The 22,524-nt window shown below is 61.7% G+C and carries 16 protein-coding genes; 11 read left to right on the forward strand and 5 right to left on the reverse strand.

What is annotated here, in order from left to right; translation table 11 throughout:
• Positions 1-97 precede the first annotated feature (97 nt).
• Positions 98-934, forward strand: a complete 837-nt coding sequence (locus HX869_RS06390; protein WP_003209435.1) for a 23S rRNA (adenine(2030)-N(6))-methyltransferase RlmJ — start codon at positions 98-100, stop codon at positions 932-934.
• Positions 935-1,068: 134 nt separating this feature from the next.
• Here HX869_RS06390 and msrA read toward each other — a convergent pair whose 3' ends face one another.
• The 4 genes from msrA to aceE all read right to left on the reverse strand — a co-directional run bounded on the left by msrA (position 1,069) and on the right by aceE (position 9,106).
• Positions 1,069-1,716 carry a peptide-methionine (S)-S-oxide reductase MsrA gene (gene msrA / locus HX869_RS06395; RefSeq protein ID WP_003209436.1) on the reverse strand — a complete coding sequence of 216 codons (648 nt, stop codon included), beginning with the start codon at positions 1,714-1,716 and terminating at the stop codon, positions 1,069-1,071.
• A gap of 74 nt (positions 1,717-1,790) precedes the next feature.
• Positions 1,791-4,481 (reverse strand): bifunctional diguanylate cyclase/phosphodiesterase, encoded by a 2,691-nt coding sequence (locus HX869_RS06400; RefSeq protein WP_178902882.1) that lies wholly within the window; start codon positions 4,479-4,481, stop codon positions 1,791-1,793.
• Between the two features lie 315 nt (positions 4,482-4,796).
• Positions 4,797-6,449: a dihydrolipoyllysine-residue acetyltransferase gene (gene aceF, locus HX869_RS06405; RefSeq protein WP_178902883.1), complete on the reverse strand. Its 1,653-nt coding sequence runs from the start codon at positions 6,447-6,449 to the stop codon at positions 4,797-4,799.
• 11 nt (positions 6,450-6,460) lie between these two features.
• Entirely contained in the window at positions 6,461-9,106 is a 2,646-nt protein-coding gene (gene aceE, locus HX869_RS06410) for a pyruvate dehydrogenase (acetyl-transferring), homodimeric type (RefSeq protein WP_003209439.1), read from the reverse strand.
• 383 nt (positions 9,107-9,489) lie between these two features.
• On the opposite strand from aceE, the gene glnE reads away from it, so the two are divergent.
• The 8 genes from glnE to HX869_RS06450 are packed head-to-tail and all read left to right on the forward strand — an operon-like array spanning position 9,490 to position 19,431.
• A complete protein-coding gene (gene glnE / locus HX869_RS06415; protein WP_032899861.1) occupies positions 9,490-12,429 on the forward strand; it encodes a bifunctional [glutamate--ammonia ligase]-adenylyl-L-tyrosine phosphorylase/[glutamate--ammonia-ligase] adenylyltransferase in 2,940 nt (979 codons plus the stop codon).
• Positions 12,430-12,484: 55 nt separating this feature from the next.
• A complete protein-coding gene (waaF, locus tag HX869_RS06420) occupies positions 12,485-13,519 on the forward strand; it encodes a lipopolysaccharide heptosyltransferase II (protein ID WP_178902884.1) in 1,035 nt (344 codons plus the stop codon).
• A 1-nt stretch (position 13,520) separates the two neighbouring features.
• Complete coding sequence (gene waaC, locus HX869_RS06425) at positions 13,521-14,579, forward strand: lipopolysaccharide heptosyltransferase I (protein ID WP_003209442.1); 1,059 nt, start codon at positions 13,521-13,523, stop codon at positions 14,577-14,579.
• Positions 14,579-15,703 carry a glycosyltransferase family 4 protein gene (locus HX869_RS06430; RefSeq protein WP_177039698.1) on the forward strand — a complete coding sequence of 375 codons (1,125 nt, stop codon included), beginning with the start codon at positions 14,579-14,581 and terminating at the stop codon, positions 15,701-15,703. The genes waaC and HX869_RS06430 overlap by 1 nt, the downstream gene beginning before the upstream one ends.
• A complete protein-coding gene (gene rfaP / locus HX869_RS06435; protein ID WP_134325629.1) occupies positions 15,700-16,506 on the forward strand; it encodes a lipopolysaccharide core heptose(I) kinase RfaP in 807 nt (268 codons plus the stop codon). The genes HX869_RS06430 and rfaP overlap by 4 nt, the downstream gene beginning before the upstream one ends.
• Positions 16,506-17,240 (forward strand): lipopolysaccharide kinase InaA family protein, encoded by a 735-nt coding sequence (locus tag HX869_RS06440; RefSeq protein WP_003209451.1) that lies wholly within the window; start codon positions 16,506-16,508, stop codon positions 17,238-17,240. Before rfaP ends, HX869_RS06440 begins: the two co-directional genes overlap by 1 nt.
• Positions 17,237-17,989 (forward strand): lipopolysaccharide kinase InaA family protein, encoded by a 753-nt coding sequence (locus HX869_RS06445; protein ID WP_008439156.1) that lies wholly within the window; start codon positions 17,237-17,239, stop codon positions 17,987-17,989. Before HX869_RS06440 ends, HX869_RS06445 begins: the two co-directional genes overlap by 4 nt.
• Positions 17,989-19,431: a lipopolysaccharide kinase InaA family protein gene (locus tag HX869_RS06450; protein WP_178902885.1), complete on the forward strand. Its 1,443-nt coding sequence runs from the start codon at positions 17,989-17,991 to the stop codon at positions 19,429-19,431. Before HX869_RS06445 ends, HX869_RS06450 begins: the two co-directional genes overlap by 1 nt.
• A gap of 66 nt (positions 19,432-19,497) precedes the next feature.
• On the opposite strand, the gene HX869_RS06455 is transcribed toward HX869_RS06450, so the two are convergent.
• Positions 19,498-21,588: a TonB-dependent receptor gene (locus tag HX869_RS06455; protein WP_032899860.1), complete on the reverse strand. Its 2,091-nt coding sequence runs from the start codon at positions 21,586-21,588 to the stop codon at positions 19,498-19,500.
• A 157-nt stretch (positions 21,589-21,745) separates the two neighbouring features.
• Between HX869_RS06455 and HX869_RS06460 the strand changes: the two genes are divergently transcribed.
• Both HX869_RS06460 and HX869_RS06465 read left to right on the forward strand, forming a co-directional pair.
• Positions 21,746-22,078 carry a YceK/YidQ family lipoprotein gene (locus tag HX869_RS06460; protein ID WP_010169294.1) on the forward strand — a complete coding sequence of 111 codons (333 nt, stop codon included), beginning with the start codon at positions 21,746-21,748 and terminating at the stop codon, positions 22,076-22,078.
• A gap of 53 nt (positions 22,079-22,131) precedes the next feature.
• Entirely contained in the window at positions 22,132-22,485 is a 354-nt protein-coding gene (locus tag HX869_RS06465; RefSeq protein WP_102367968.1) for a YceK/YidQ family lipoprotein, read from the forward strand.
• Positions 22,486-22,524: the final 39 nt, after the last annotated feature.

Raw genomic sequence — 22,524 nt, forward strand, 5'->3', positions numbered from 1 at the left:
AGCGCCCCTGTGTTTGCGGCATAAGCGCCACCTGACGCGCAGCCCTGCACCTTTGCCTGCGTAAAAGGTAAACTTCGCCCCCTGCGCAGGAGCAACCATGAATTATCGTCACGCCTATCACGCCGGCAACCACGCCGATGTCTTCAAACACCTGACCTTGACCCGCCTCATCGCCCTGATGTCGCGCAAGGAGCAGCCGTTTGCCTATCTCGACACCCACGCCGGCATTGGTCTGTACGACCTGCAGGGCGACCAGGCGAACCGTACCGGTGAATACCTGGAAGGCATCGCCCGCCTGTGGGGCCAGGCCGACCTGCCGCCGCTGACCGCCGATTACATGCGTGTGCTGCACGAGATGAACCCGGATGGCGAATTGCGCTACTACCCGGGTTCGCCGGAGCTGGCGCGACGCCTGACTCGTCCTCAGGACCGCGTGCTGCTCAACGAAAAGCACCCGGAAGACGGCCTGCTGCTCAAGGACAACATGAAGGGTGATCGTCGGGTGAAAGTCCACCTTGGCGAAGGTTGGCACGTGCCACGGGCATTGCTGCCGGTGCCGGAAAAGCGTGCGTTGATGTTGATAGACCCGCCGTTCGAGAAGCTCGACGAGATGCAGCGCTGCGCCGCGTCCCTCAAGGAAGCCGTGAGCCGGATGCGCCAGACGGTGGCTGCGATCTGGTACCCGGTGAAGGACCAGCGCATGCTGCGCCGCTTCTACCAGGACCTGGCCGGTACCGGTGCGCCGAAGTTGCTGCGGGTGGAATTGCTGGTGCATCCGCTGGACACGCCCAACACCCTGACCGGTTCGGGTCTGGCGATTGCCAATCCGCCGTGGGGGCTGGAGGAGGAGTTGCGTGAGCTGCTGCCGTGGTTGTCCAAGCAGCTTGGGCAAACCCAGGGTGGCTGGCAGATGGATTGGCTTATCGCCGAGTAAGCCAATCGCAAGGTATTGAAGACCCAATGTGGGAGCGGGCTTGCTCGCGAAAGCGGTGTATCAGAAACACATTCAGTGACTGACACTCCGCTTTCGCGAGCAAGCCCGCTCCCACATTTTTATCGGTGTCGCTCTTAGATCGGGCAGGTCACGCCGGTGCCGCCTATTCCGCAGTAACCCTGCGGATTCTTCGCCAGGTACTGCTGGTGGTACGCCTCGGCGAAATACACCGTCGGCGCTTCTTCGATTTCGGTGGTGATGGTGCCCAGGCCCGCCTTGGTCAATTCCGCCTGATAAGCCTCTGCGCTGGCCTTCGCCGCCTCCAGGTGCTCCGGCTTGACCGCGTAGATCACCGAACGATACTGGCTGCCGATGTCATTGCCCTGGCGCATGCCCTGGGTCGGGTTGTGCAGTTCCCAGAACATTTTCAGCAGCTCTTCGTAGCTGATCTTGTCCTGGTCAAACACCACCAACACCACTTCGCTGTGGCCGGTCAGGCCTGAGCAGACTTCTTCATACGTCGGGTTCGGCGTGTAGCCGCCGGCATAACCCACTACCGTGCTGACCACACCGTCACGCTGCCAGAAACGACGCTCTGCACCCCAGAAGCAACCCAGGCCGAAGATCGCAAACTCTACGTTGTCGACAAACGGGCCCAGCAGCGGGTTGCCGTTGACGAAGTGCGTCTCGGGCAGCGACATCGGGGTTTCACGGCCAGGCAAAGCTTGTTCTTGAGTGGGAAGCACGTTTTTATTCACCAGGATTTCCGAGCGCAAGACCATGATCAGTCCTCTCAGTCAGATTGAGTTACAAGTAAGAATTCAGACTGCCAGTGTGCCCGAGTGTTACCGCGCTGTCAGGCGATTGGCCCGCGAGGATAGCGTTTAAGCATCGTCAGCAGCTCGGCCCCCGGGATTGGCCGGTCGAACAGGTAGCCCTGGCCGACGTCGCAACGGTGGCGGCGCAGGAACGCCAGCTGCTCGGCAGTCTCGATGCCTTCGGCCACCACCTTGAGCTTGAGGTTGTGGGCCATGGCGATCACCGCCGAGGTGATTTCCATGTCGTCCTGGTTGTCCGGGATTTCATGGATGAAGCTGCGATCAATCTTGATGATGTCGATCGGGAATTTTTTCAGATAGCTCAGCGACGAGTAACCGGTACCGAAGTCATCCATCGCCAGGGTCAAGCCGAAACTCTTCAGTTGGTCCAGTTGCAGGCGCGTGTCTTCGGTGGCTTCCAGCAGCAGGCCTTCGGTCAACTCCAGTTCCAGCAGGTTGGCCGGCAACTGTTCTTCCTTGAGGATCGTGGCAATCGAGGCCACCAGGTCCAGGTCGGAAAACTGCTTGGGCGACAGGTTGATCGCCACTTGCAGGTTGCCCATGCCGGCGGCGGTCAGCTGTCGGCTCATGCGGCAGGCCTGGCGGGCGATCCATTTGCCGATGGGGATGATCAGCCCGGTCTCTTCCGCCACGCTGATGAATTGATCGGGGCGGATCATGCCCTTTTCCGGATGGTTCCAGCGTAACAACGCTTCCATCCCCAGCAGACGACCGCTGCGCAGGCACAGCTTGGGCTGGTAGAACACGTCCAGTTCGTTCTGGGTCAGGGCGCGGCGCAGGTTGTTTTCCACGAACAGTTTGTAGCTGGCTTCGGCATTCAGCGCTTCGGTAAATACCTGCACCTGGTGCTTGCCGTTGGCCTTGGCCTTGTGCAGCGCCAGGCCGGCGTTGCGCATCAGGGTCTGCGGGTCGCGGCCATGCAGCGGCGCGCAGGCGAGGCCCACGGAGCCGGTGACGCTGATCAGCTGGTTGTCGACGAACATCGGCTTGTCGAGGGTCGCCAGCAACTGGCTGGCGACCTGCTGGCCGGTTTCAAGGTCGGTATCGTCCAGCAGCACGGCAAATTCGTTACTGGCAAATCGCGCCAGGCTGCCACTGGCGGTCAGGCTGTTGCGCAGGCGCCGGGCCAGGCTGATCAGCAGCTTGTCGCCGGTCTGGTGGCCGAGGCTGTCGTTGATCCGCTTGAAGTTGTCGATGTCCACCAGCAGCAGGCTGATGGGGCTGTCGCTGTCCCGGGCAAAGCGTTCGTCCAGGTTGCGGATGAACGCCGGGCGGTTGCCCAGGTTGGTCAGGTTGTCGGTGTAGGCCAGCCGCTCGATGCGCTGCTGGGCCAGCTTGGTCTGGGTGATGTCTTCGTAGATGCCGATGTAATGGGTCAACTCACGGTTATCGCCATAAACCTTGGAGATCGACAACTGGCCCCAGTAGGGTTCGAGGTTCTTGCGCCTGCTCTTGAACTCGCCTTGCCAACTGTTGCTCTTGGCCAGGCTTGAAGGCGCGTCGAACAGCAGCTCGCTTAGGTTCTCCAGCGCCGGCAGTTCCGACAGTTGGTGGCCGTGGACTTCATCGGTGCTGTACTGGGTGATCGCGGTAAAGCTTGGGTTGACGTATTCCACCACGCCGTCGCAATTGACCAGCAGGAACGCATTGGCGCTTTGTTCCACGGCTCGCTGGAACAAGTGCAGGGCACTGGTGGCGGTGCGGCGGTTGTGGTTGTTGATCACCTGGGCGAACTGGTCGGCCAGCTCGCCGGCAAAGGCGATCTCGTCGGACTGCCAGACGCGGGTGCTGCCACTTTGCTCCAGGCACAACACGCCGACCACATTGCCATCGACGCGGATGCTGGCGTCGAGCATGGCGTGGGTATCCCGCGGGCGCAGGCTCTCGGCCATTTCACGCGTGCGTGGGTCGCGCATGGCGTTGGTGGCGTCGATGGCACGGCTGGTTTGCAGGGCTTCCAGGTAATCCGGGAAGCCACTGGCATCGATAGACTCTGGCAGGTGGTGCTGCTGATCGGCGCGGTGATAAGCGGAAATCGGCACCAGATGCTGGTTTTCGAGGTTCCAGATGCTCGCGCAGTCGATCTGGTAGATATCGCAGGCACTGCGGGTGATCAGCTCGGCGGCTTCCTGCAGCGAGTTGTTGGTGCTGTAGCGCTGGCGGGCCAGCAGCAGGATCAATTCCTGCTGGGCGCGTACCCGCTCAAGGTGTTGCAGTTGTTCCTGCTGGGCGCGCTGGTTGAGTTCCAGGGCAATCTGCAAGCGGCTGTTCTGGCTCTCCAGGTCTGCCGCAGGGGCCGGTGGGAGATCACTGAACAGGCCGTCGACCACCATCAGGTAGCCGCGCAGCAGGTGACGATTGTGTTGTTTGTAGGCTTCACCCAGTTCCAGCAGGCTCAACGGGCCGTCGTTGGTGTGCAGGGTGTAGCGCACCAGGTAATGCGGGCTGATGGTCAGCTGTTCCTGGATCGCATCATGCAGCTGATAGCGCGCCTGGGGCTCCATCAGGCTGGCGTAGGGCGAGCCGATCAGGGCGCACAGTTCCATCGCGGGCAGGCCGAACTGGCGTTCGCAATTGGGGTCGAGGTACAGCAGGGCCCAGCTAGCCTCATTAAGCCGCTCGAAACGCAGCATACCGAGGCGCGAAGGCACCGGTAATTGCGTCACTACCTCGGCCGCCGTACGGGCGACATCGGGTTGGCTTTTCATGGGGAAACTCGCTTGGAAAAATGCGCATCGCGCCGGGCTCACGCCCTCGTTACTGTTGCCTGCGGCAAGGTTGCATCATGCAGCACAGGCTGACAAGAGAGGATGAAGGCTAAGTGCTATAAGTGGGTTATCGGCCAGCGAGCGGTTTTCTGCAACCGGGGTGATGGGCGGTGTACAACCTCGATTTCCGTGTCCAGGTTTTCCCTGGAAAGCAGGCAAAAAAAGCCCCGCCAATTGGCGGGGTTGAGGTACGAGCGTGGCGCTCGGAAATCGTTGAAGCCAGGTCTTCTGCATGGGCAGAAGACCTGTTGTGGCTTAAAGCAGGATGGTGCGGATGTCGTTCAGCAACTGGCTCAGGCGCTGGGTGAAGCGTGCGGCAGCCGCGCCGTTGATCACACGGTGATCGTAGGACAGCGACAGTGGCAGCATCAGCTTCGGCTGGAACGCTTTACCGTCCCACACAGGCTGGATAGTGGCCTTGGAAACACCCAGGATCGCCACTTCCGGCGCGTTGACGATTGGCGTGAAGCCAGTGCCGCCAATGTGCCCGAGGCTGGAGATGGTGAAGCACGCGCCCTGCATGTCGTCCGGGGTGAGCTTCTTGTCGCGGGCCTTGGCAGCCAGTGCAGCAGCCTCAGCGGCAAGCTGCAGCAGGCTCTTCTGGTCGACGTTCTTGATGACCGGTACCAGCAGGCCATCCGGAGTGTCGACGGCAAAGCCGATGTGCACGTACTTCTTGCGAATGATCGCCTTGCCGCTTGGCGCCAGCGAACTGTTGAAGTCCGGCAGCTCCTTGAGCAAATGTGCGCAAGCCTTGAGCAGCAGGGGCAGCACGGTCAGCTTCACGCCGGCCTTCTCGGCCACGGCTTTCTGCGCAACGCGGAATGCTTCCAGGTCGGTGATGTCGGCCTGGTCGAACTGGGTCACGTGCGGGATGTTCAGCCAGCTGGCGTGCAGGCCGGCCGCGCCGATTTGCATCAGGCGGGTCATCGGCACTTCTTCGATTTCGCCGAAGCGGCTGAAGTCGACGGTGCGGATCGGCGGAATGCCCGAGCCACCGGTAGCAGCGCCGGCAGCCGGAGCTTCCTTGGCCTTCTGCATCATGGATTTGACGTAAACCTGCACGTCTTCCTTGAGCACGCGACCGTGAGGACCGCTGGCGGTTACCGCGCTCAACTCGACGCCGAATTCACGGGCCAGTTGGCGCACGGCAGGGCCGGCATGAACCTTGGCACCGCTTGGCGCAGGTGCAGCCGCCGGAGCCGGTGCGGCCTCGGCTTTTGCAGCAGGCGCAGGTGCAGGCGCGGCGGCAGCCGGTGCGGCTTCAGCCTTGGCGGCCGGAGCAGCGGCGGCTGGAGCGGCAGCAGCAGGAGCCGAAGCGCCCGCTACTTTCAGCTTGAGGATGAAGTCACCAGTGCCGACTTCGTCTTCCAGCTTCACGGCAATGCTTTCCACCACGCCGGCTGCCGGCGAAGGGATTTCCATGGAGGCCTTGTCGGACTCCAGGGTGATCAGCGATTGATCAGCTTCGACGGTGTCGCCGACTTTAACCAGCAGTTCGATGATCTTGGCCTTGCCCGACGAACCGATGTCCGGAACATGAATGTCCTGGACTGTTTCGGCGGCAGGTGCAGCCGCCGGAGCCGCAGGGGCCTCGGCAGCAACGGCAGGCTTCTCGGCGGCAGGCGCCGGGGCAGCAGCAGGAGCGGCCGCCGCAGGGGCCGCATCAGCGGCACCTTCGATTTCCAGCTCAAGCAGTTCGTCGCCTTCTTTCAGGCGATCGCCCAGCTTCACTTTCAGGCTTTTGACCACGCCGGCCTTGGGAGCAGGGATTTCCATGCTCGCCTTGTCCGATTCCAGGGTCAGGATGCTCTGGTCGGCTTCGACGGTGTCGCCGACCTTCACAAACAGTTCAATTACTTCACCTTCACCGCTGCCGATGTCAGGTACGCGAATGAGTTCGCTCACAGAAAGTCTCCTCAGCAGTCCAGTGGGTTGCGTTTTTCCGGGTTGATCCCGAACTTGACGATAGCGTCTGCTACCACCTTGGGTTCGATTTCACCACGGTCAGCCAAGGCTTCCAGGGCTGCCAACACCACGAAGTGACGGTCGACTTCGAAGAAGTGACGCAGCTTCTTGCGGCTGTCACTACGGCCGAAACCGTCGGTGCCCAGGACTTTGAATTCCTTGGACGGTACCCACTGACGAATTTGTTCAGCAAACAGTTTCATGTAGTCGGTAGAGGCGATAACCGGACCCTTACGGCCAGCCAGGCACTCTTCGACGTAGGTGCGCGCAGGCTTCTGGCCTGGGTGCAGGCGGTTGCTGCGCTCTACGGCCAGGCCGTCGCGACGCAGTTCGTTGAAGCTGGTAACGCTCCATACGTCAGCACCGACGTTGAACTCTTCACGCAGGATTTTTGCAGCTTCACGCACTTCGCGCAGGATGGTGCCGGAGCCCATCAGTTGCACGTGGTGAGCGGCTTCCTTGGTGTCTTCTTCGAGCAGGTACATGCCCTTGATGATGCCTTCCTCGACACCGGCCGGCATGGCTGGCTGCTGGTAGGACTCGTTCATCACGGTGATGTAGTAGAAAACGTCCTGCTGCTCTTCGGTCATCTTCTTCATGCCGTCCTGGATGATCACCGCCAGCTCATAGCCGTAGGTTGGATCAAAGGTGCGGCAGTTCGGGATGGTGCCCGCCAGGATGTGGCTGTGACCGTCTTCGTGTTGCAGGCCTTCGCCGTTCAGCGTGGTCCGCCCGGCAGTACCGCCGATCAGGAAGCCACGGGTACGGCTGTCGCCTGCTGCCCAAGCCAGGTCGCCAATACGCTGGAAACCGAACATCGAGTAGAAGATGTAGAACGGCAGCATCGGCTGGTTGTGGCTGGAGTACGAAGTACCGGCAGCGATGAAGGAGCTCATGGCGCCCGCTTCGTTGATGCCTTCTTCGAGGATCTGGCCCTTCTTGTCTTCCTTGTAGAACATCACCTGGTCTTTATCGACTGGCTCGTAGAGCTGGCCGACGGAGGAGTAGATGCCCAACTGACGGAACATGCCTTCCATACCGAAGGTACGGGCTTCGTCCGGGATGATCGGCACGATACGCGAGCCGATTTCCTTGTCCTTGACCAGCTGCGCGAGGATCCGCACGAAGGCCATGGTGGTGGAGATTTCACGGTCGCCCGAGCCGTCCAGGATTGCCTTGAGGGTATCCAGTGGCGGAGTCGGGATGTTGAAGCTCTTGGCGCGGCGCTGTGGCACGAAACCGCCCAGTGCAGTGCGACGCTCGCTGAGGTAGCGGGCTTCGGCGCTGTTTGGCTCCGGCTTGAAGAACGGCAGGTTCTCCAGCTCTTCGTCCTTGACCGGGATGTCGAAGCGGTCGCGGAACAACTTCAGGCTGTCGACATCGACTTTCTTGGTGTTGTGCGCAGTGTTCTTCGCTTCGCCGGCACCGGTGCCATAACCCTTGATGGTCTTGGCCAGGATGACGGTCGGTTGTTCTTTGTGGTTGACCGCTTCGTGGTACGCCGCGTAGACCTTGTACGGGTCGTGGCCGCCACGGTTGAGTTTCCAGATCTCGTCGTCGGACAGGTCTGCAACCATTGCCTTGAGTTCAGGCGTGTTGAAGAAGTGTTCACGTACGAACGCGCCGTCTTTGGCTTTGTAGTTCTGGTACTCGCCGTCGATGACTTCGTCCATGCGGCGTTGCAGGATGCCGTCGACGTCCTTGGCCAGCAGTGGGTCCCAGAAACGGCCCCAGATGACTTTGGTCACGTTCCACTGAGCACCACGGAACACGCCTTCGAGTTCCTGGATGATCTTGCCGTTGCCGCGAACCGGGCCGTCGAGGCGCTGCAGGTTGCAGTTGATGACGAAGATCAGGTTGTCCAGCTTCTCGCGACCGGCCAGGGAGATGGCGCCCAGGGATTCCGGCTCGTCACACTCGCCGTCGCCCAGGAAGCACCAGACTTTCTGCTTGCCTTCAGGGATGAAGCCACGGGCTTCCAGGTACTTCATGAAGCGTGCCTGGTAGATCGCCTGGATCGGGCCCAGGCCCATGGATACCGTCGGGAACTGCCAGAAATCAGGCATCAGCCAAGGGTGCGGATAGGACGAGAGGCCCTGGCCGTCGACTTCCTGGCGGAAGTTGTTCATTTGTTCTTCGGTGATGCGGCCTTCCATGAACGCACGGGCGTAGACGCCTGGCGAGGTGTGGCCCTGGAAGTAGATCAGGTCGCCGCCATGTTCTTCGGTCGGGGCCTGGAAGAAGTAGTTGAAGCCGATGTCATACAGGGTTGCGCTGGAAGCGAAGCTGGAGATGTGACCGCCCAGGTCAGAATCTTTCAAGTTCGTGCGCATTACCATCGCCATGGCGTTCCAGCGTACCAGCGAGCGAATGCGGCGTTCCATGAACAGGTCGCCAGGCATGCGTGCTTCGTGGGTTACCGGGATGGTGTTGCGATACGGCGTGGTGATGGCGTAGGGCAGTTGCGAGCCGCTGCGGGTCGCGAGTTCGCCCATACGGGTCATCAGGTAGTGAGCACGGTCTTCGCCTTCTTTGTCGAGAACCGATTCCAGGGCGTCCAGCCATTCCTGGGTTTCGACGGGATCGAGGTCTTGCATGGCTTGCTCCAGGGCGGAAAGGCTACCAGAATCGGTTGCCTGAAGTTTGCGACTGGCCTTGTGGGCAGACGACATAAATTCTTGGATGGCCGAAGGTTGCTTCGGCGTCCTGTAGTTTTACTACAAATCGTCGGCCATTTCAGCCTTTCGAATGTATATACGAGTAGTAAAACTACACAAGACTGAGCGGATTGCTCGGTCTAGCTGGCGAGCATAATCGTTATTGTTGATCTTTTGCGAACAAGAAAGGGTAGAGATTTGATGTTGACTGCCAAAAAAGAAAAATTTTCAGCTATTTCTAACCTTTGTTCGACAGTCCTTCACCGAGCGTGGTTCTTGCGTTCACAGCTACAAGCCCTTTACGCGCCGATCAAGGATAGACCATGAGCCTTCCAATGCAGGCCGAACTCCCGGCCATCCTGCTTCCATTTGCCAAGCGGGCCGAGCAGTCATTTCGTGACGCCGTGGCCGGATTGGACGGCGATAATGGCCTTTCTGAGTGGACGCCGCAACGTTGGGCTGACTTCGCCCGTGTGTGCGCCGCCAGTGATTTCGTCATTGAACAGAGTGTTCGTGACCCTTTGATGTTGCTCGAGCTGGTGGCCTGGGGCGAACTGGACCGCAGCTTTGCCCCCGGCGAGCTGTGCGGACAGATTGCGACGGCCGTGCAACAAGCCGAGACAGAAGACGAACTGGGCCGGGTTCTGCGCCGCCAGCGCACCCGCCAGCAGGTGCGGATCATCTGGCGCGACCTGACCCGACAGGCGGACCTGGTGCAAACCTGCCGCGACCTGTCGGACATGGCCGACGCCAGCATCGACCAGGCCTATCAGTGGTTGTACCAGCGCCACTGCGTATTGTTCGGCACACCCACGGGCCGTCGCAGCGGCGAACCGCAGCACATGGTCATCCTCGGCATGGGCAAGCTCGGCGCAGTGGAGCTGAACCTGTCGTCCGACATCGACCTGATCTTCGCCTACCCCGAAGGCGGCGACACGGTTGGCGTGAAGCGCTCGCTGGACAACCAGGAGTTCTTCATCCGCCTTGGTCAAAAACTGATCAAGGCCCTGGACCCGATGACCGTCGACGGCTTTGTGTTCCGGGTCGACATGCGCCTGCGACCTTACGGCTCAGCCGGGGCGCTGGTGCTCAGTTTCAACGCGCTGGAGCAGTACTACCAGGACCAGGGCCGCGACTGGGAACGCTACGCCATGATCAAGGCGCGGGTAGTGGCCGGTGACCAGGTGGCCGGTGCGCAACTGCTCGACATGTTGCGACCGTTTGTCTACCGGCGTTACCTGGACTTTTCCGCCATCGAAGCGCTGCGCACCATGAAGCAGTTGATCCAGCAGGAAGTGCGGCGCAAGGGCATGGCCGAGAACATCAAGCTCGGCTCGGGCGGCATCCGTGAAGTCGAATTTATCGCCCAGGCGTTCCAGCTGATCCACGGTGGCCGTGACCTGAGCCTGCAGCAGCGCCCACTGTTAAAAGTGCTGGGTACCCTGGAAGGCCAGGGTTACCTGCCGCCGGCGGTGGTCGCCGAGCTGCGCGATGGCTATGAATTCCTGCGCTACACCGAGCACGCGATCCAGGCGATCGCCGATCGCCAGACGCAGATGCTCCCGGATGGCACCGAAGACCAGGCGCGGATTGCCTTTATGCTGGGCTTTCCGGACTGGACCGCGTTTCATGAGCGCCTGATGTACTGGCGTGGCCGGGTGGACTGGCATTTCCGCCAGGTGATTGCCGATCCGGATGAAGAAGAGGGCGAAGAGAGCGAGTTGATGGTGGGCGGTGAGTGGTTGCCGTTGTGGGAAGAGTCCCAGGACGAGGAAGCCGCCTGCCGTCAGTTGCAGGAAGGCGGTTTTACCGACGCGCCCAAAGCCTTGAAAACCCTGGCCGGCCTGCGCAGCAGTCCGCAATTGCGTGCCATGCAGCGCCTGGGTCGCGAGCGTCTGGATGCATTTATCCCGCGCTTGCTGGCCCAGGCCGTCGAACATGCCAACCCGGACCTGGTGCTGGAGCGCGTCCTGCCCTTGGTCGAAGCCGTCGCCCGGCGTTCCGCTTATCTGGTGTTGCTGACGGAAAACCCCGACGCCCTGCGTCGCCTTCTGACCCTGTGCGCCGCCAGCCCGTGGATTGCCGAGCAGATCACTCGCTTCCCGCTGCTGCTGGACGAACTGCTCAACGAAGGCCGCCTGTTCAAGCCGCCGCTGGCGCCGGAACTGGCCGCCGAATTGCGCGAGCGCCTGACGCGCATCCCCGAAGATGACCTTGAGCAGCAGATGGAGGCCCTACGGCACTTCAAGCTGGCCCACCGCCTGCGGGTGGCCGCCTCGGAAATCGCCGGCAGCCTGCCGCTGATGAAAGTCAGCGACTACCTGACCTGGCTCGCCGAAGCCATCCTCGAACAAGTGCTGGCCCTGGCCTGGCGCCAGACGGTTGCCCGCTACGGCTCGCCGCAACGGGTGGACGGCACCTTGTGCGATCCTGGCTTCATCATTGTCGGTTATGGGAAAGTCGGCGGCATCGAATTGGGGCATGGTTCGGACCTGGACCTGGTGTTTATCCATGACGGTGACCCCCAGGCCGAAACCGACGGCGCCAAGCCGATTGACGGCGCGCAGTTCTTTACCCGGCTGGGGCAGCGAATCATTCATCTGCTGACCACCCAGACCAACTCGGGCCAGTTGTATGAAGTGGACATGCGCCTGCGGCCTTCGGGCGCATCCGGTTTGCTGGTGAGTTCCCTGGGCGCATTTGCGCGTTATCAGGAAAACGAAGCCTGGACCTGGGAGCACCAGGCGCTGGTGCGTGCGCGAGTGCTGGTAGGCAGTCAGGATGTGGGCCGTGCTTTCGAGCAGGTACGGGCGCAAGTGCTGGGCCGCGCGCAGGACCTGGACAAGCTGCGCCAGGAGGTCAGCGAGATGCGCGCCAAGATGCGCGACAACCTCGGCACCAAGTCCACGGCGGCGGGAACGGCGGCGAATGCCTTCGAACCCACGGCGTCGTTCGACCTCAAGCAGGACGCCGGAGGTATCGTCGATATTGAATTTATGGTGCAATACGCGGCTCTGGCGTGGTCTGCGCAACATCCATCGTTGCTGCGCTACACCGACAATATCCGCATTCTGGAAGGCCTGGAGCAGGTCGGGCTGATGCCCGCCGCCGATGCCCATTTGCTGCGCGAGGTGTATAAAGCCTACCGTTCCGCCGCTCACCGCCAGGCCCTGCAGAACGAGGCCGGTACGGTGGCCGGGGACCAGTTCGCTGACGAACGGCGCCAGGTGCAGCGAATCTGGCATGAACTGGGGTTAAGCTGAAACACTATATAAGGCGGGGAGGCATGAGCCTCCCCGTATCGTTTGTGGAAACTACATGAATATTCTGATCGTTGGGCCCAGTTGGGTCGGTGACATGGTGATGGCGCAGACACTGTTCCAGTGCCTCAAGCAACGTCATCCCGACTGCCAAATCGACGTGCTCGCCCCCGAGTGGAGCCGGCCGATCCTTGAGCGCATGCCCGAGGTGCGTCAGGCCTTGAGCTTCCCGCTCGGCCACGGCGCGCTGGAGCTGGCGACCCGTCGACGCATCGGCAAGTCCCTGGCCAGCCGGTACGATCAGGCGATCCTGTTGCCCAACTCGATGAAGTCGGCACTGGTGCCGTTCTTCGCCGGTATTGCCAAACGCACCGGCTGGCGTGGCGAGTTTCGCTATGGCCTGCTCAACGATGTGCGCAAGCTCGACAAGGCCCGTTACCCGCTGATGATCGAGCGCTTCATGGCCCTGGCCTACGCGCCGGGAGCCGAGTTGCCGACGCCTTATCCGCGCCCGAGCCTGCAAATCGACCCGGTCACCCGCGACGCCGCCCTGGCCAAGTTCGGCCTGGAGCTGGACCGTCCGGTGCTGGCGCTGTGCCCTGGCGCGGAGTTTGGCGAGTCCAAGCGCTGGCCTTCGGAGCATTACGCCAAGGTTGCGGAGATGAAGATTCGCGAGGGCTGGCAGGTCTGGTTGTTCGGCTCGAAAAACGATCATTCGGTGGGCGAGGATATTCGCCAGCGCCTGATCCCGGGGCTGCGCGAAGAGGCGGTCAACCTGAGCGGCGACACATCCCTGGCCGAGGCCATCGACCTGCTGTCCTGTGCCGACGCGGTGGTGTCCAACGACTCCGGCCTGATGCACGTGGCCGCGGCGCTGAACCGCCCGCTGGTGGCAGTGTATGGCTCGACGTCTCCCGGGTTTACCCCGCCGCTGGCCGACAAGGTCGAAGTGGTGCGCCTGGGCCTGGATTGCAGCCCGTGTTTTGATCGCACCTGCCGCTTCGGCCACTACAACTGCCTGCGCCAGTTGCTGCCGCAACCTGTCAGCGACGCGTTGCAGCGGTTGCAGGGCACTGTGGTCGAGGTTCGTTAAGTTGCGGGTTCTGGTAATCAAGACCTCATCCCTGGGCGATGTGATTCATGCCTTGCCGGCGTTGACCGACGCGGCGCGGGCGATCCCGGGCATCCGGTTTGACTGGGTGGTGGAAGAAGGCTTCGCCGAGATTCCCACCTGGCACCCGGCGGTGGACAAGGTGATCCCGGTGGCGATCCGCCGCTGGCGCAAGAACCTCTGGCAGACCTTCAAGAGTGGCGAATGGCGGCGCTTCAAGAAGAGCGTGCAGTCGACCAAATATGACCTGGTGATCGACGCCCAGGGCCTGCTGAAAAGTGCCTGGCTGACCCGCTACGTACGTGCCCCGGTGGCCGGTTTCGACAAACAGTCGGCTCGCGAGCCATTGGCGGCGCACTTCTATTCCCGACGCCTGGCCGTGGCCCGTGGGCAGCACGCGGTGGAGCGCTTGCGCCAGCTGTTTGCCGTCGCCCTCGGTTATGACCTGCCAAAAGGCCTGGGCGACTACGGCCTCAGTGTCGACAAGCTGCTGGGCCTGCCGCCGAAAAAACCGTTTGTACTGCTGCTGCACGGCACCACCTGGGACACCAAGCACTGGCCGGAAGCCTACTGGCGCGACCTGGCCGAGCGCATGGACCGCTTTGGCGTGGACGTGAAGTTGCCGTGGGGCAATGCCGCCGAAAAAGCCCGGGCTGAACGCCTGGCCCAGGGCCTGAAAAACGCCGAAGTGCTGCCCAGGCTGAACCTCGCGGGCGTGGCCCGGGTGCTGGCGGGTGCGAAGGCGTGTGTTGCGGTCGACACCGGCCTTGGCCACTTGGCCGCAGCGCTGGATGTGCCAACGATTTCCCTGTTCGGCCCTACCAATCCTGGCCTGACCGGGGCTTATGGCAAGGCGCAGATTCACCTGGCCAGCGACTTCCCGTGTGCGCCTTGCCTGCAAAAGAAATGCACTTATCAACCGACTGCCGAAGACCAGCGTCGGTTCGATCTCAAGCGCGAGTGGCCCCTGTGCTTCACTCGCCTGAACCCTGAGCGTGTCGCAACTCGTTTAAGCACGTTGTTACTGGCTGAGGAACACTGATGCAACTGGCTTTTGTCCTCTACAAATACTTCCCCTTTGGTGGCCTGCAGCGCGACTTCATGCGTATTGCCCTGGAGTGCCAGCAGCGCGGGCATCAGATTCGCGTCTATACGCTGATCTGGGAGGGTGACGTGCCGCTGGGCTTTGAAGTACTGGTGGCGCCGGTCAAGGCGCTGGTCAACCATCGGCGCAATGAAAAGCTCTACGCCTGGATCCAGGCCGACCTGGCCAAGCGCCCGGTGGACCGCGTGGTGGGCTTCAACAAGATGCCGGGGCTGGACCTGTACTTCGCCGCCGACGGCGTGTTCGAAGACAAGGCGCAGAACCTGCGCAACCCGATGTATCGCTGGTTCGGCCGGTACAAGCACTTTGCCGAATACGAGCGTGCAGTGTTCGACAAAGACGCCAAGACGCAGATCATGGTGCTGTCCGAACACCAGCAGCAGCTGTTCACCCAGTATTACGGGACCCAGGCCGAGCGTTTTCATTTGTTGCCGCCGGGCATCGCCCGCGACCGCCGCGCGCCGCCCAATGCTGCCGAGATCCGCGCCGAGTTTCGTCGCGAATTCGGCCTGGCCGACGATGATTTGCTGCTGGTGCAGATTGGCTCGGGCTTCAAGACCAAGGGCGTCGATCGCAGCCTCAAGGCCGTGGCCGCGCTGCCGTCGAGCCTGAAGAAACGCACCCGGCTATTTGTAATCGGCCAGGACGACCCCAAAGTATTCCAATTGCAGAGTGCTGCGCTGGGCCTGGGCGACCAGGTGCAGTTCTTCAAGGGCCGCAGCGATATCCCGCGCTTTCTGCTGGGCGCCGACCTGTTGATCCACCCCGCGTACAACGAGGCGGCCGGCATGGTGCTGATCGAAGCGGTGGTCGCCGGCCTCCCGGTGCTGGTGAGCAAGGTCTGCGGCTACGCGTTTTACATCGACAAGGCCCAGAGTGGGCGGGTGTTGGACGAACCGTTCGAGCAGGCCCAGCTCAACCAGTACCTGGTGGATATGCTCGACGATCCACAAGCGCGCGCGGCCTGGAGCCGCAATGGTCTGGCCTTCGCTGAGACGGCCGACCTCTATAGCATGCCGCAGTACGCTGCGGACCTGATTCTGGCGGAGCCAAACCGATGAAGTTGATTCTTGCCGAACCGTTCAAGACCCTGTGGGCCGGACGCGATGCGTTCGCCGAAGTCGAGAAGCTGGACGGCCAGGTGTTTCGTGAGCTGGCCGCGCGCCGTACCCTGCGTACGGAAGTGGAAGGCCGCCATTATTTTGTAAAGATCCACCGGGGAATTGGCTGGGGTGAAATCCTCAAGAACCTGATCACGGCCAAGTTGCCTGTCTTGGGCGCGGGCCAGGAGTGGGACGCGATCCAGCGTCTGCAGGAACTCGGCGTGCCCACCATGACCGGCGTGGCCTTTGGTGAAAAGGGCAGCAACCCGGCCGACCAGCACTCGTTCATCGTCACTGAAGAGCTGGCGCCTATCGTCAGCCTTGAAGACCTGACCATGGACTGGGTCAAACAGCCGCCCGTGCCGGCGATTCGGCATGCCTTGACCGTTGAGCTTGCGCGCACCCTGGGCACGATGCACCGGGGGGGCGTGAACCATCGTGATTGCTACCTGTGCCACTTCCTGTTGCACACCGACCAGCCGGTTACCGTGCACAACATCAAGCTCTCGGTGATCGACCTGCACCGTGCCCAGGTGCGTTCGAAGATTCCCCGGCGCTGGCGTGACAAGGACCTGGCGGGGCTTTACTACTCCGCCCTGGAGATCGGTTTGACCCGGCGCGACAAACTGCGGTTTCTCAAGGCGTACTTCCAGCAACCTTTGCGCCAGATCCTGGGCGAGCAAAGCGCGCTGCTGTCGGCGTTGGAACGCATGGCCGCCAAGCTTTACGCACGCAAGCAACGATACGGGGATGCGCTCTGATGGCGGGTTGGAACCTGGAACCCGCTTACGCCGCCCTGGCGGATGACTTTGGTAGCCTGGAAGCCGTGTTCGCCCTGCAAGGCGAGCGGCTGACCCGCGATCCGTTGTCCGAAGTGATTCGCGTGGAGCGCGGCGGGGTCAACTATTACGTCAAGCGCTACGTCGGTGCAGGCAAGGGGTTGCGCCGCTATCTGGGCAAGCCACGAGTCAAGTCCGAATGGCAGAACCTCAAGCGCTTTGCCAAGTGGGGCATACCCACCGCCGATGTGATCGCCTGGGGCCTGGAGCGTAAAGGCCTGGCGTATCACCGCGGGGCGATGATCACGCGCGAGCTGCCGAAGACTGAAGACTTGTCGGCATTGGCCGAGCGCAATGACCCGCAACTGTCAGACCCGGTGTGGGTCAACAAGATCAGTCGCCAGCTCGCTGAATACACGCGGACCATGCACGACCACCGGTTTACCCACAACGATTTGAAGTGGCGCAACTTGTTGGTAGACGACCAGCAAACCCTGTACCTGATCGATTGCCCCAATGGCGATTTCTGGCGCGGGTTCTGGCTCAAGTACCGCATTACCAAGGACCTGGCCTGCCTGGACAAAGTCGCCAAGTATCACTTGTCGGCTACCCAGCGCCTGCGCTTCTACATGCAATACCGTCAGCGCAAACACTTGAGTGCGGCGGACAAACAGCGAATTCGCCACGTGGTGAAGTTTTTCGAGGGGCGAGAATGAGTGATTTCCTGGCGGCCGAAGATCGAGCATTGCTTGAGCGCAACGGCCTCGGCACTTTCGACGCGCTGTGGGCCAAGCAACTGGATGCGGTGGACGAGCCCAATACCAGCCGCGGCGGCTGGAGCAGCGTGTTTCGCCTCGAACTCGAAGGCCAGGGCTACTACCTCAAGCGCCAGAGCAACTACCTGACGCGCACCTTGCACCGCCCGTTTGGCGAGCCGAGTTTTGCCCGCGAGTTTCGTAACATCAGCCGCTATCGGCAGTTGGGTATTCCGGCATTGCAGGCGGCGTTTTTCGGTGAGCGCAAAGTGGCCGGAGAGCATCGGGCGATGTTGCTGACCCGGGCGCTGGATGGTTGGAATGACCTGGATTCATTGCTGGAGCAATGGTCTGAGTTGAGCGACGTGCAGCAGCGGGCAATCCTGCTGGCCTGCGGTCAGCTTGCTCGTCAGTTGCACAGCGTGGGCCAAGTGCATGGCTGTTTTTATCCCAAGCATATTTTCCTGCAGGCCACCGGCGACGGGTACGCGGCGCAGTTGATCGACCTGGAGAAAACCCGCCCGCTGCTGTTCGGCTGGCGTGACCGGGTCAAGGACCTGGAACCGCTGTTGCGCCGTGCGCCGCAGTGGTCGGACGATCAGGTTCGCCAGCTGTTGGCGGCCTACCTGGACCAGCCGCAGGACAGCGCATTGGTTGCCACCTGGCACCAGCGCCTGGCGGCCCGGCGCAGTCATAAGGAGAACCGCTGATGCGTTTGTCCGAACTGAAAAATGCCGGCCGCACGCCAAGCCTGCCCCTGAGCATCGAACTGGCAGACGCTGCCGGGCCTGGGCAGTTGCAACTGCTGAGCCTGCTGCGGGTATTGCCGGGCCAGCGTTATGTCGGCGCAGCTGTGTGGCGCGGGCGCCCGGTGCTGGCCAAATTGTTGGTGGGCAGCAAGGCGGCGCGGCATTTTCAGCGTGAACTCAAGGGCGTGCGGCTGTTGGCCGAGCAAGGCCTGACCACGCCGCTGTTGCTGGCCGATGGTCTGCAAGAGGGTGAGGGCGGTTGGCTGCTGTTCGAGTTTCTTGAAGGCGCCGACAGCCTGGCTGATGCTTGGCAGGCTGTTGAGCACCTGCCGCCGCTGGCTGACCAGCAGCAAGCGGTGCTCGCCGAAGCGCTGGGTGCGATTGCGCAGATGCACGCCAAGGGCCTGTGGCAGGATGACCTGCACCTGGACAACCTGCTGCGTCAGGACGGCAAACTGTATTTGATCGACGGCGCAGGGATCTGTGTCGAAGAGGCGGGCAAACCGCTGTCGCGTAACCGGGTGCTGGAAAACCTTGGGGTGTTTTTCGCGCAGTTGCCGAAAAACCTCGAGCCGTTTACCGAAGAGTTGCTGGTGTATTACCTGCTGAGCAATGGCGAACACGCGTTGCCGCTCGAAGCGTTGCAGAAGCAGGTACGCAAGGTCAGCGTCTGGCGCTTGAAGGACTTCCTGAGCAAGGTTGGCCGGGAGTGCACGCTGTTCAGCGTCGTGCGCGGGCCGTTCGCCCTGCGCGCGACTCGTCGTGAGGAAGAAGCGGCGATGCTGCCGGTGCTGGCGCAGGCCGATGCGCTGCTGGATCAGGGCCACCTGTATAAAACCGGCGGGGCGGCCAGTGTCGCCAAGGTCGAGGTGGCCGGTCGACCACTCGTGATCAAGCGCTACAACATCAAGGGTTTTGCCCATTGGCTCAAGCGCTTCTGGCGCCCGAGCCGGGCCTGGCATTCGTGGCGCGAAGGCAATCGCCTGGCGTTCCTCGGCATCGCCACGCCCAAGCCGCTGGCGTTGCTGGAAAAGCGCTTCCTGTGGCTGCGCAGCCGCGCGTATCTGGTGACCGAGTACCTGCCGGGGCCGGACATTATCGAGCGGTTCGCGCCGTATGTTGAGAGTGGCGAGGCACCCGAGGCCGAATTGCAGGCCCTGGATAATTTGTTCGCAGAGTTGATCCGCGAGCGCATCAGCCATGGGGATTTCAAGGGGCATAACCTGTTCTGGCACACGGATCGCTGGGCGCTGATCGACCTGGATTCGATGTGTCAGCACACGTCCTTGAGCAGCTTCGCTCCGGCATATGCCAGGGATCGGGCAAGGTTTATGCGTAACTGGCCTGAGAGCAGTGCGTTGTATCGGGTGATTGATCAGCGGTTGCCAAAGGCAGTGGGCTAGGGGTTTAGGGCCGCTGCGCGGCCCAACGGGAGCAAGCTCCCTCGCCACAAGTTCGATGGTCAGTTTCTAAAATGTGTACTCGGCGCCTGCGCCGGCGTACCAGGAGCGTCCCGGCGCTGCTTCGTAATAGCGGCCGTTGCCGTCTCCGACGATGACCGACCCTACGTACTGGCGATCCAGCAAGTTATCCAGGCGCAAGGTCTGGTGAAAGGTCCAGTGCTCCACCTTCTGCTCAAACCGCGCGCGCCAGTTGAATACGCTGTAGCCCGGTGCCGCGTGTTGCTGGTTGGTGTCTTCGACGTAGACCTTGCTGCGGTACATGCCTTCCACGGCGGTGCTGACCCAGTCCCGGGGTTTCCAGTTGAGCTCTGCGAATAGTGTGGTTTGTGGCACACCGGGGAGGTAGTTGCCTTTGTCCACCGGTTTGCCGCCGCCAATGAAGTCGCTGTCGTAGGTGGCTTGCAGGCGGGTGTAGGCGATGTTGGTGCTCCACTGCTCGCTGAGCTGGCTTTCGATGCCCAGCTCGAAGCCACGGCGCAGGGTGCGGCCGGCGTTCTGGTAGCTGGTGCGGCCGCCGATCGATTGGTCCACCACCAGCTCGTCCTCGGTGGTGATCTGGAAGACAGCGGCGTTGACCCGGGTGTCGTTCAACTGTGCCTTCACGCCCACTTCATACTGCGTGCTTTCCGACGGCTTCAGGCCGAAGTTGAACCCTTCGATGTTGCCCGGCGCGTACGCCAGTTCCGCCTGGGTTGGCGTCTCGAACCCCTTGCCGGCACTGACGTAGCCGTGCAGGTCGGGCGTGAAGGCGTACATCACGCTCACGGACGGTGTGTTCTTCTGATAGGTCTTGTTGCCGCTGGAGTCGCCGTTGCTCAGGAACTGGTCGTCGACATCCAGTTCCATGGTGCTGTGGCGTACCCCGGCTTGCAGGGTCCAGCGATTGATGGCCCAGTTGGCCTGGATGTAGGGGTCGAGGCTGCGGGCGGTGTCGATTTCATCCCGGCGCAACTGGCCTTTTACGCCAAGGGTGTTGCCGCTGTAATTCTGGTAGCCGTGGCGGCTGTCTTCGCTCTGGTCGAAATCCAGGCCGGTGATGATCATCAGCTCGCCCGGCACGCTGTCGACCGGTTGCATCCAGCGCACGGAGCCGCCGTAGAACTTGCGGTCGAACTGCACCACGCCGCCGCCGCGTTCGTTGGCGGGCGTTCCCTTGGGAATCGACAGGTACTGAATCACGCTCCGTCGCCCGGTATAGGCATTCACCTGCAGTGTGGCGTCACCGAAATACCGCTCGTAATTCATCCCCAGTTGCTGGTGGTCGATGCTTTTGCGGGTGTTGTACAGCTCGGCGGCGCTGCTGACCGAGCGCGGGTCGGCCTTGTACGCATCCCACGCCTGCCCCAGCGGATCCTGCGTGCCGTTCTGTTCCAGGCTGCTGTAGATCAGCGCCAGTTTGCTGTCTTCATCGGGCTCGAAATTGAGCTTGGCAAAGGTCTGGTCGCGGCGGGCGCTGCTGTGGTCGCGATAACCGTCGGTGTCCATGCGCGAGGCGTCCAGCACGAAGCCTGCGCCGTCTGCCGCGCCTTCGGCGGTGAGGTGGTTCTTGCTCAGGCCGTCACTGCCCACCAGCGTCTCGGCACCGATGCGCGGCGGGCCTTCGCCGTTGCGGGAGAACATCTGGATCACGCCGCCGGCATTGCTGCCATACAGCGTGGCGGCCGGGCCGCGCAGGACTTCGATGCGCTCGGCGGTGTCGAGGTTGAACGTCGCCGCCTGGCCCTGACCGTCCGGGGTGCTGGCGGGTATGCCGTCGGCGATCAGCTTGATACCGCGCACACCAAATGCCGAGCGGGCACCGAAGCCACGGGAGGAAATCTGCAAGTCCTGGGCGTAGTTCTGGCGATTTTGAACCACCAGGCCGGGCACGCGGGACAGTGCCTCTGAAGCATTGATGCCCAGTTGGCCATCGCTGATTTGCTCACGGCTGATGCTGTCCACCGAATACGGCAGGTCAAACGACGGGCTGGCACTGCGCGAACCGGTGACCACGCTGGGGTCCAGGACCAGTGGCGCTTCATCGGCCTGAGCGCTGCTGTACAGGCCAAGCAGTCCGGGAAGCAGCATCGCAAATCGAGTGGGTACAACAACTTTCATGAGTAAACCAGCATCCATGGCGCACAAAAGTGCGCGAGTTTAACGATTCAGCCAGCTTTTGCCATTTCGGAATCTTCTTACATGGCGCGGCGGTGCGTGGGGTCTGGGTCACCAACAGGGCCGATGTTAGCGTTGCTGGCCATTCAGAGGGGTTGCCATGACGCTAAAAATGACTGCTGCGCTAAGCATTGGAATCCTTGTGTTGAGCGGCTGCGGAACGGCCAATACGCTGTTGCGCGAAGACGCGGCGGCGGCACGTGAACTCAGGAAGCAAAAAACCTACTGCCAGTCGATTCCCCGTGTCTACAGCGGGGTTGCCTTTGATTTCTGCCTGCTGCACGCCGCGCCGGACCTCACTGGCGTGCTGATGCCATTCGTTCTATTGGATATAACGGTCTCGGGCATTGTTGATACAGTGGTCCTGCCCTATACGGTCTACAAGCAAGGTACCGATGGCAACATCAGTATCTATTGGCGCCCGGGTTCATAAACGGATCCGGCAAGGTTGTATGGGGCAGGGATGAATGCCCACACTTATGCCAAATGGAGTTGTCCGTGAGTCTTGCAACCAGAGTCCTTCTCGCCGCTGTACTGGTATCCACCACCGGTTGCGGCACCATCAACACGGTGTTTCGCCCGGACGCCGTTGCCAGCCAGAACCTCAAGGAATCGCGCAGTTATTGTGAAAACGTGCCGCGTATCTACAGTGGGGTGATCTATGGTTTCTGCACCTTGAACGGCGCGCCCGACACCACCAAAGAGCACACGCGCGATGCCTCCGGCTCCCTGCCGATCTTCGCCGCCGAGCTCGTGGCCTCCGGCTTGCTCGACACCCTCGTGCTGCCCTACACGGTCTACCGCCAGAACAAGGACGGCAGCATCGAGATTTTCCGCTAGGCCTGCAGTGACAACCGGTCGCCACAATCCCTAGATCAT

This window comes from Pseudomonas sp. P7779 (genome assembly GCF_013386315.1).
Classification (GTDB): Bacteria; Pseudomonadota; Gammaproteobacteria; order Pseudomonadales; family Pseudomonadaceae; genus Aquipseudomonas.

What these genes read in the sequence shown, in the direction of transcription:
- msrA (WP_003209436.1), bottom strand. Translation starts at nt 1,716, where the DNA reads ATGGTCTTGCGCTCGGAAATCCTGGTGAATAAAAACGTGCTTCCCACT.
- HX869_RS06430 (WP_177039698.1), top strand. Translation starts at nt 14,579, where the DNA reads ATGCAACTGGCTTTTGTCCTCTACAAATACTTCCCCTTTGGTGGCCTG.
- aceE (WP_003209439.1), bottom strand. Translation starts at nt 9,106, where the DNA reads ATGCAAGACCTCGATCCCGTCGAAACCCAGGAATGGCTGGACGCCCTG.
- HX869_RS06455 (WP_032899860.1), bottom strand. Translation starts at nt 21,588, where the DNA reads ATGAAAGTTGTTGTACCCACTCGATTTGCGATGCTGCTTCCCGGACTG.
- HX869_RS06460 (WP_010169294.1), top strand. Translation starts at nt 21,746, where the DNA reads ATGACGCTAAAAATGACTGCTGCGCTAAGCATTGGAATCCTTGTGTTG.
- HX869_RS06440 (WP_003209451.1), top strand. Translation starts at nt 16,506, where the DNA reads ATGGCGGGTTGGAACCTGGAACCCGCTTACGCCGCCCTGGCGGATGAC.
- HX869_RS06400 (WP_178902882.1), bottom strand. Translation starts at nt 4,481, where the DNA reads ATGAAAAGCCAACCCGATGTCGCCCGTACGGCGGCCGAGGTAGTGACG.
- HX869_RS06465 (WP_102367968.1), top strand. Translation starts at nt 22,132, where the DNA reads ATGGAGTTGTCCGTGAGTCTTGCAACCAGAGTCCTTCTCGCCGCTGTA.
- HX869_RS06390 (WP_003209435.1), top strand. Translation starts at nt 98, where the DNA reads ATGAATTATCGTCACGCCTATCACGCCGGCAACCACGCCGATGTCTTC.
- HX869_RS06445 (WP_008439156.1), top strand. Translation starts at nt 17,237, where the DNA reads ATGAGTGATTTCCTGGCGGCCGAAGATCGAGCATTGCTTGAGCGCAAC.
- waaF (WP_178902884.1), top strand. Translation starts at nt 12,485, where the DNA reads ATGAATATTCTGATCGTTGGGCCCAGTTGGGTCGGTGACATGGTGATG.
- HX869_RS06450 (WP_178902885.1), top strand. Translation starts at nt 17,989, where the DNA reads ATGCGTTTGTCCGAACTGAAAAATGCCGGCCGCACGCCAAGCCTGCCC.
- rfaP (WP_134325629.1), top strand. Translation starts at nt 15,700, where the DNA reads ATGAAGTTGATTCTTGCCGAACCGTTCAAGACCCTGTGGGCCGGACGC.
- glnE (WP_032899861.1), top strand. Translation starts at nt 9,490, where the DNA reads ATGAGCCTTCCAATGCAGGCCGAACTCCCGGCCATCCTGCTTCCATTT.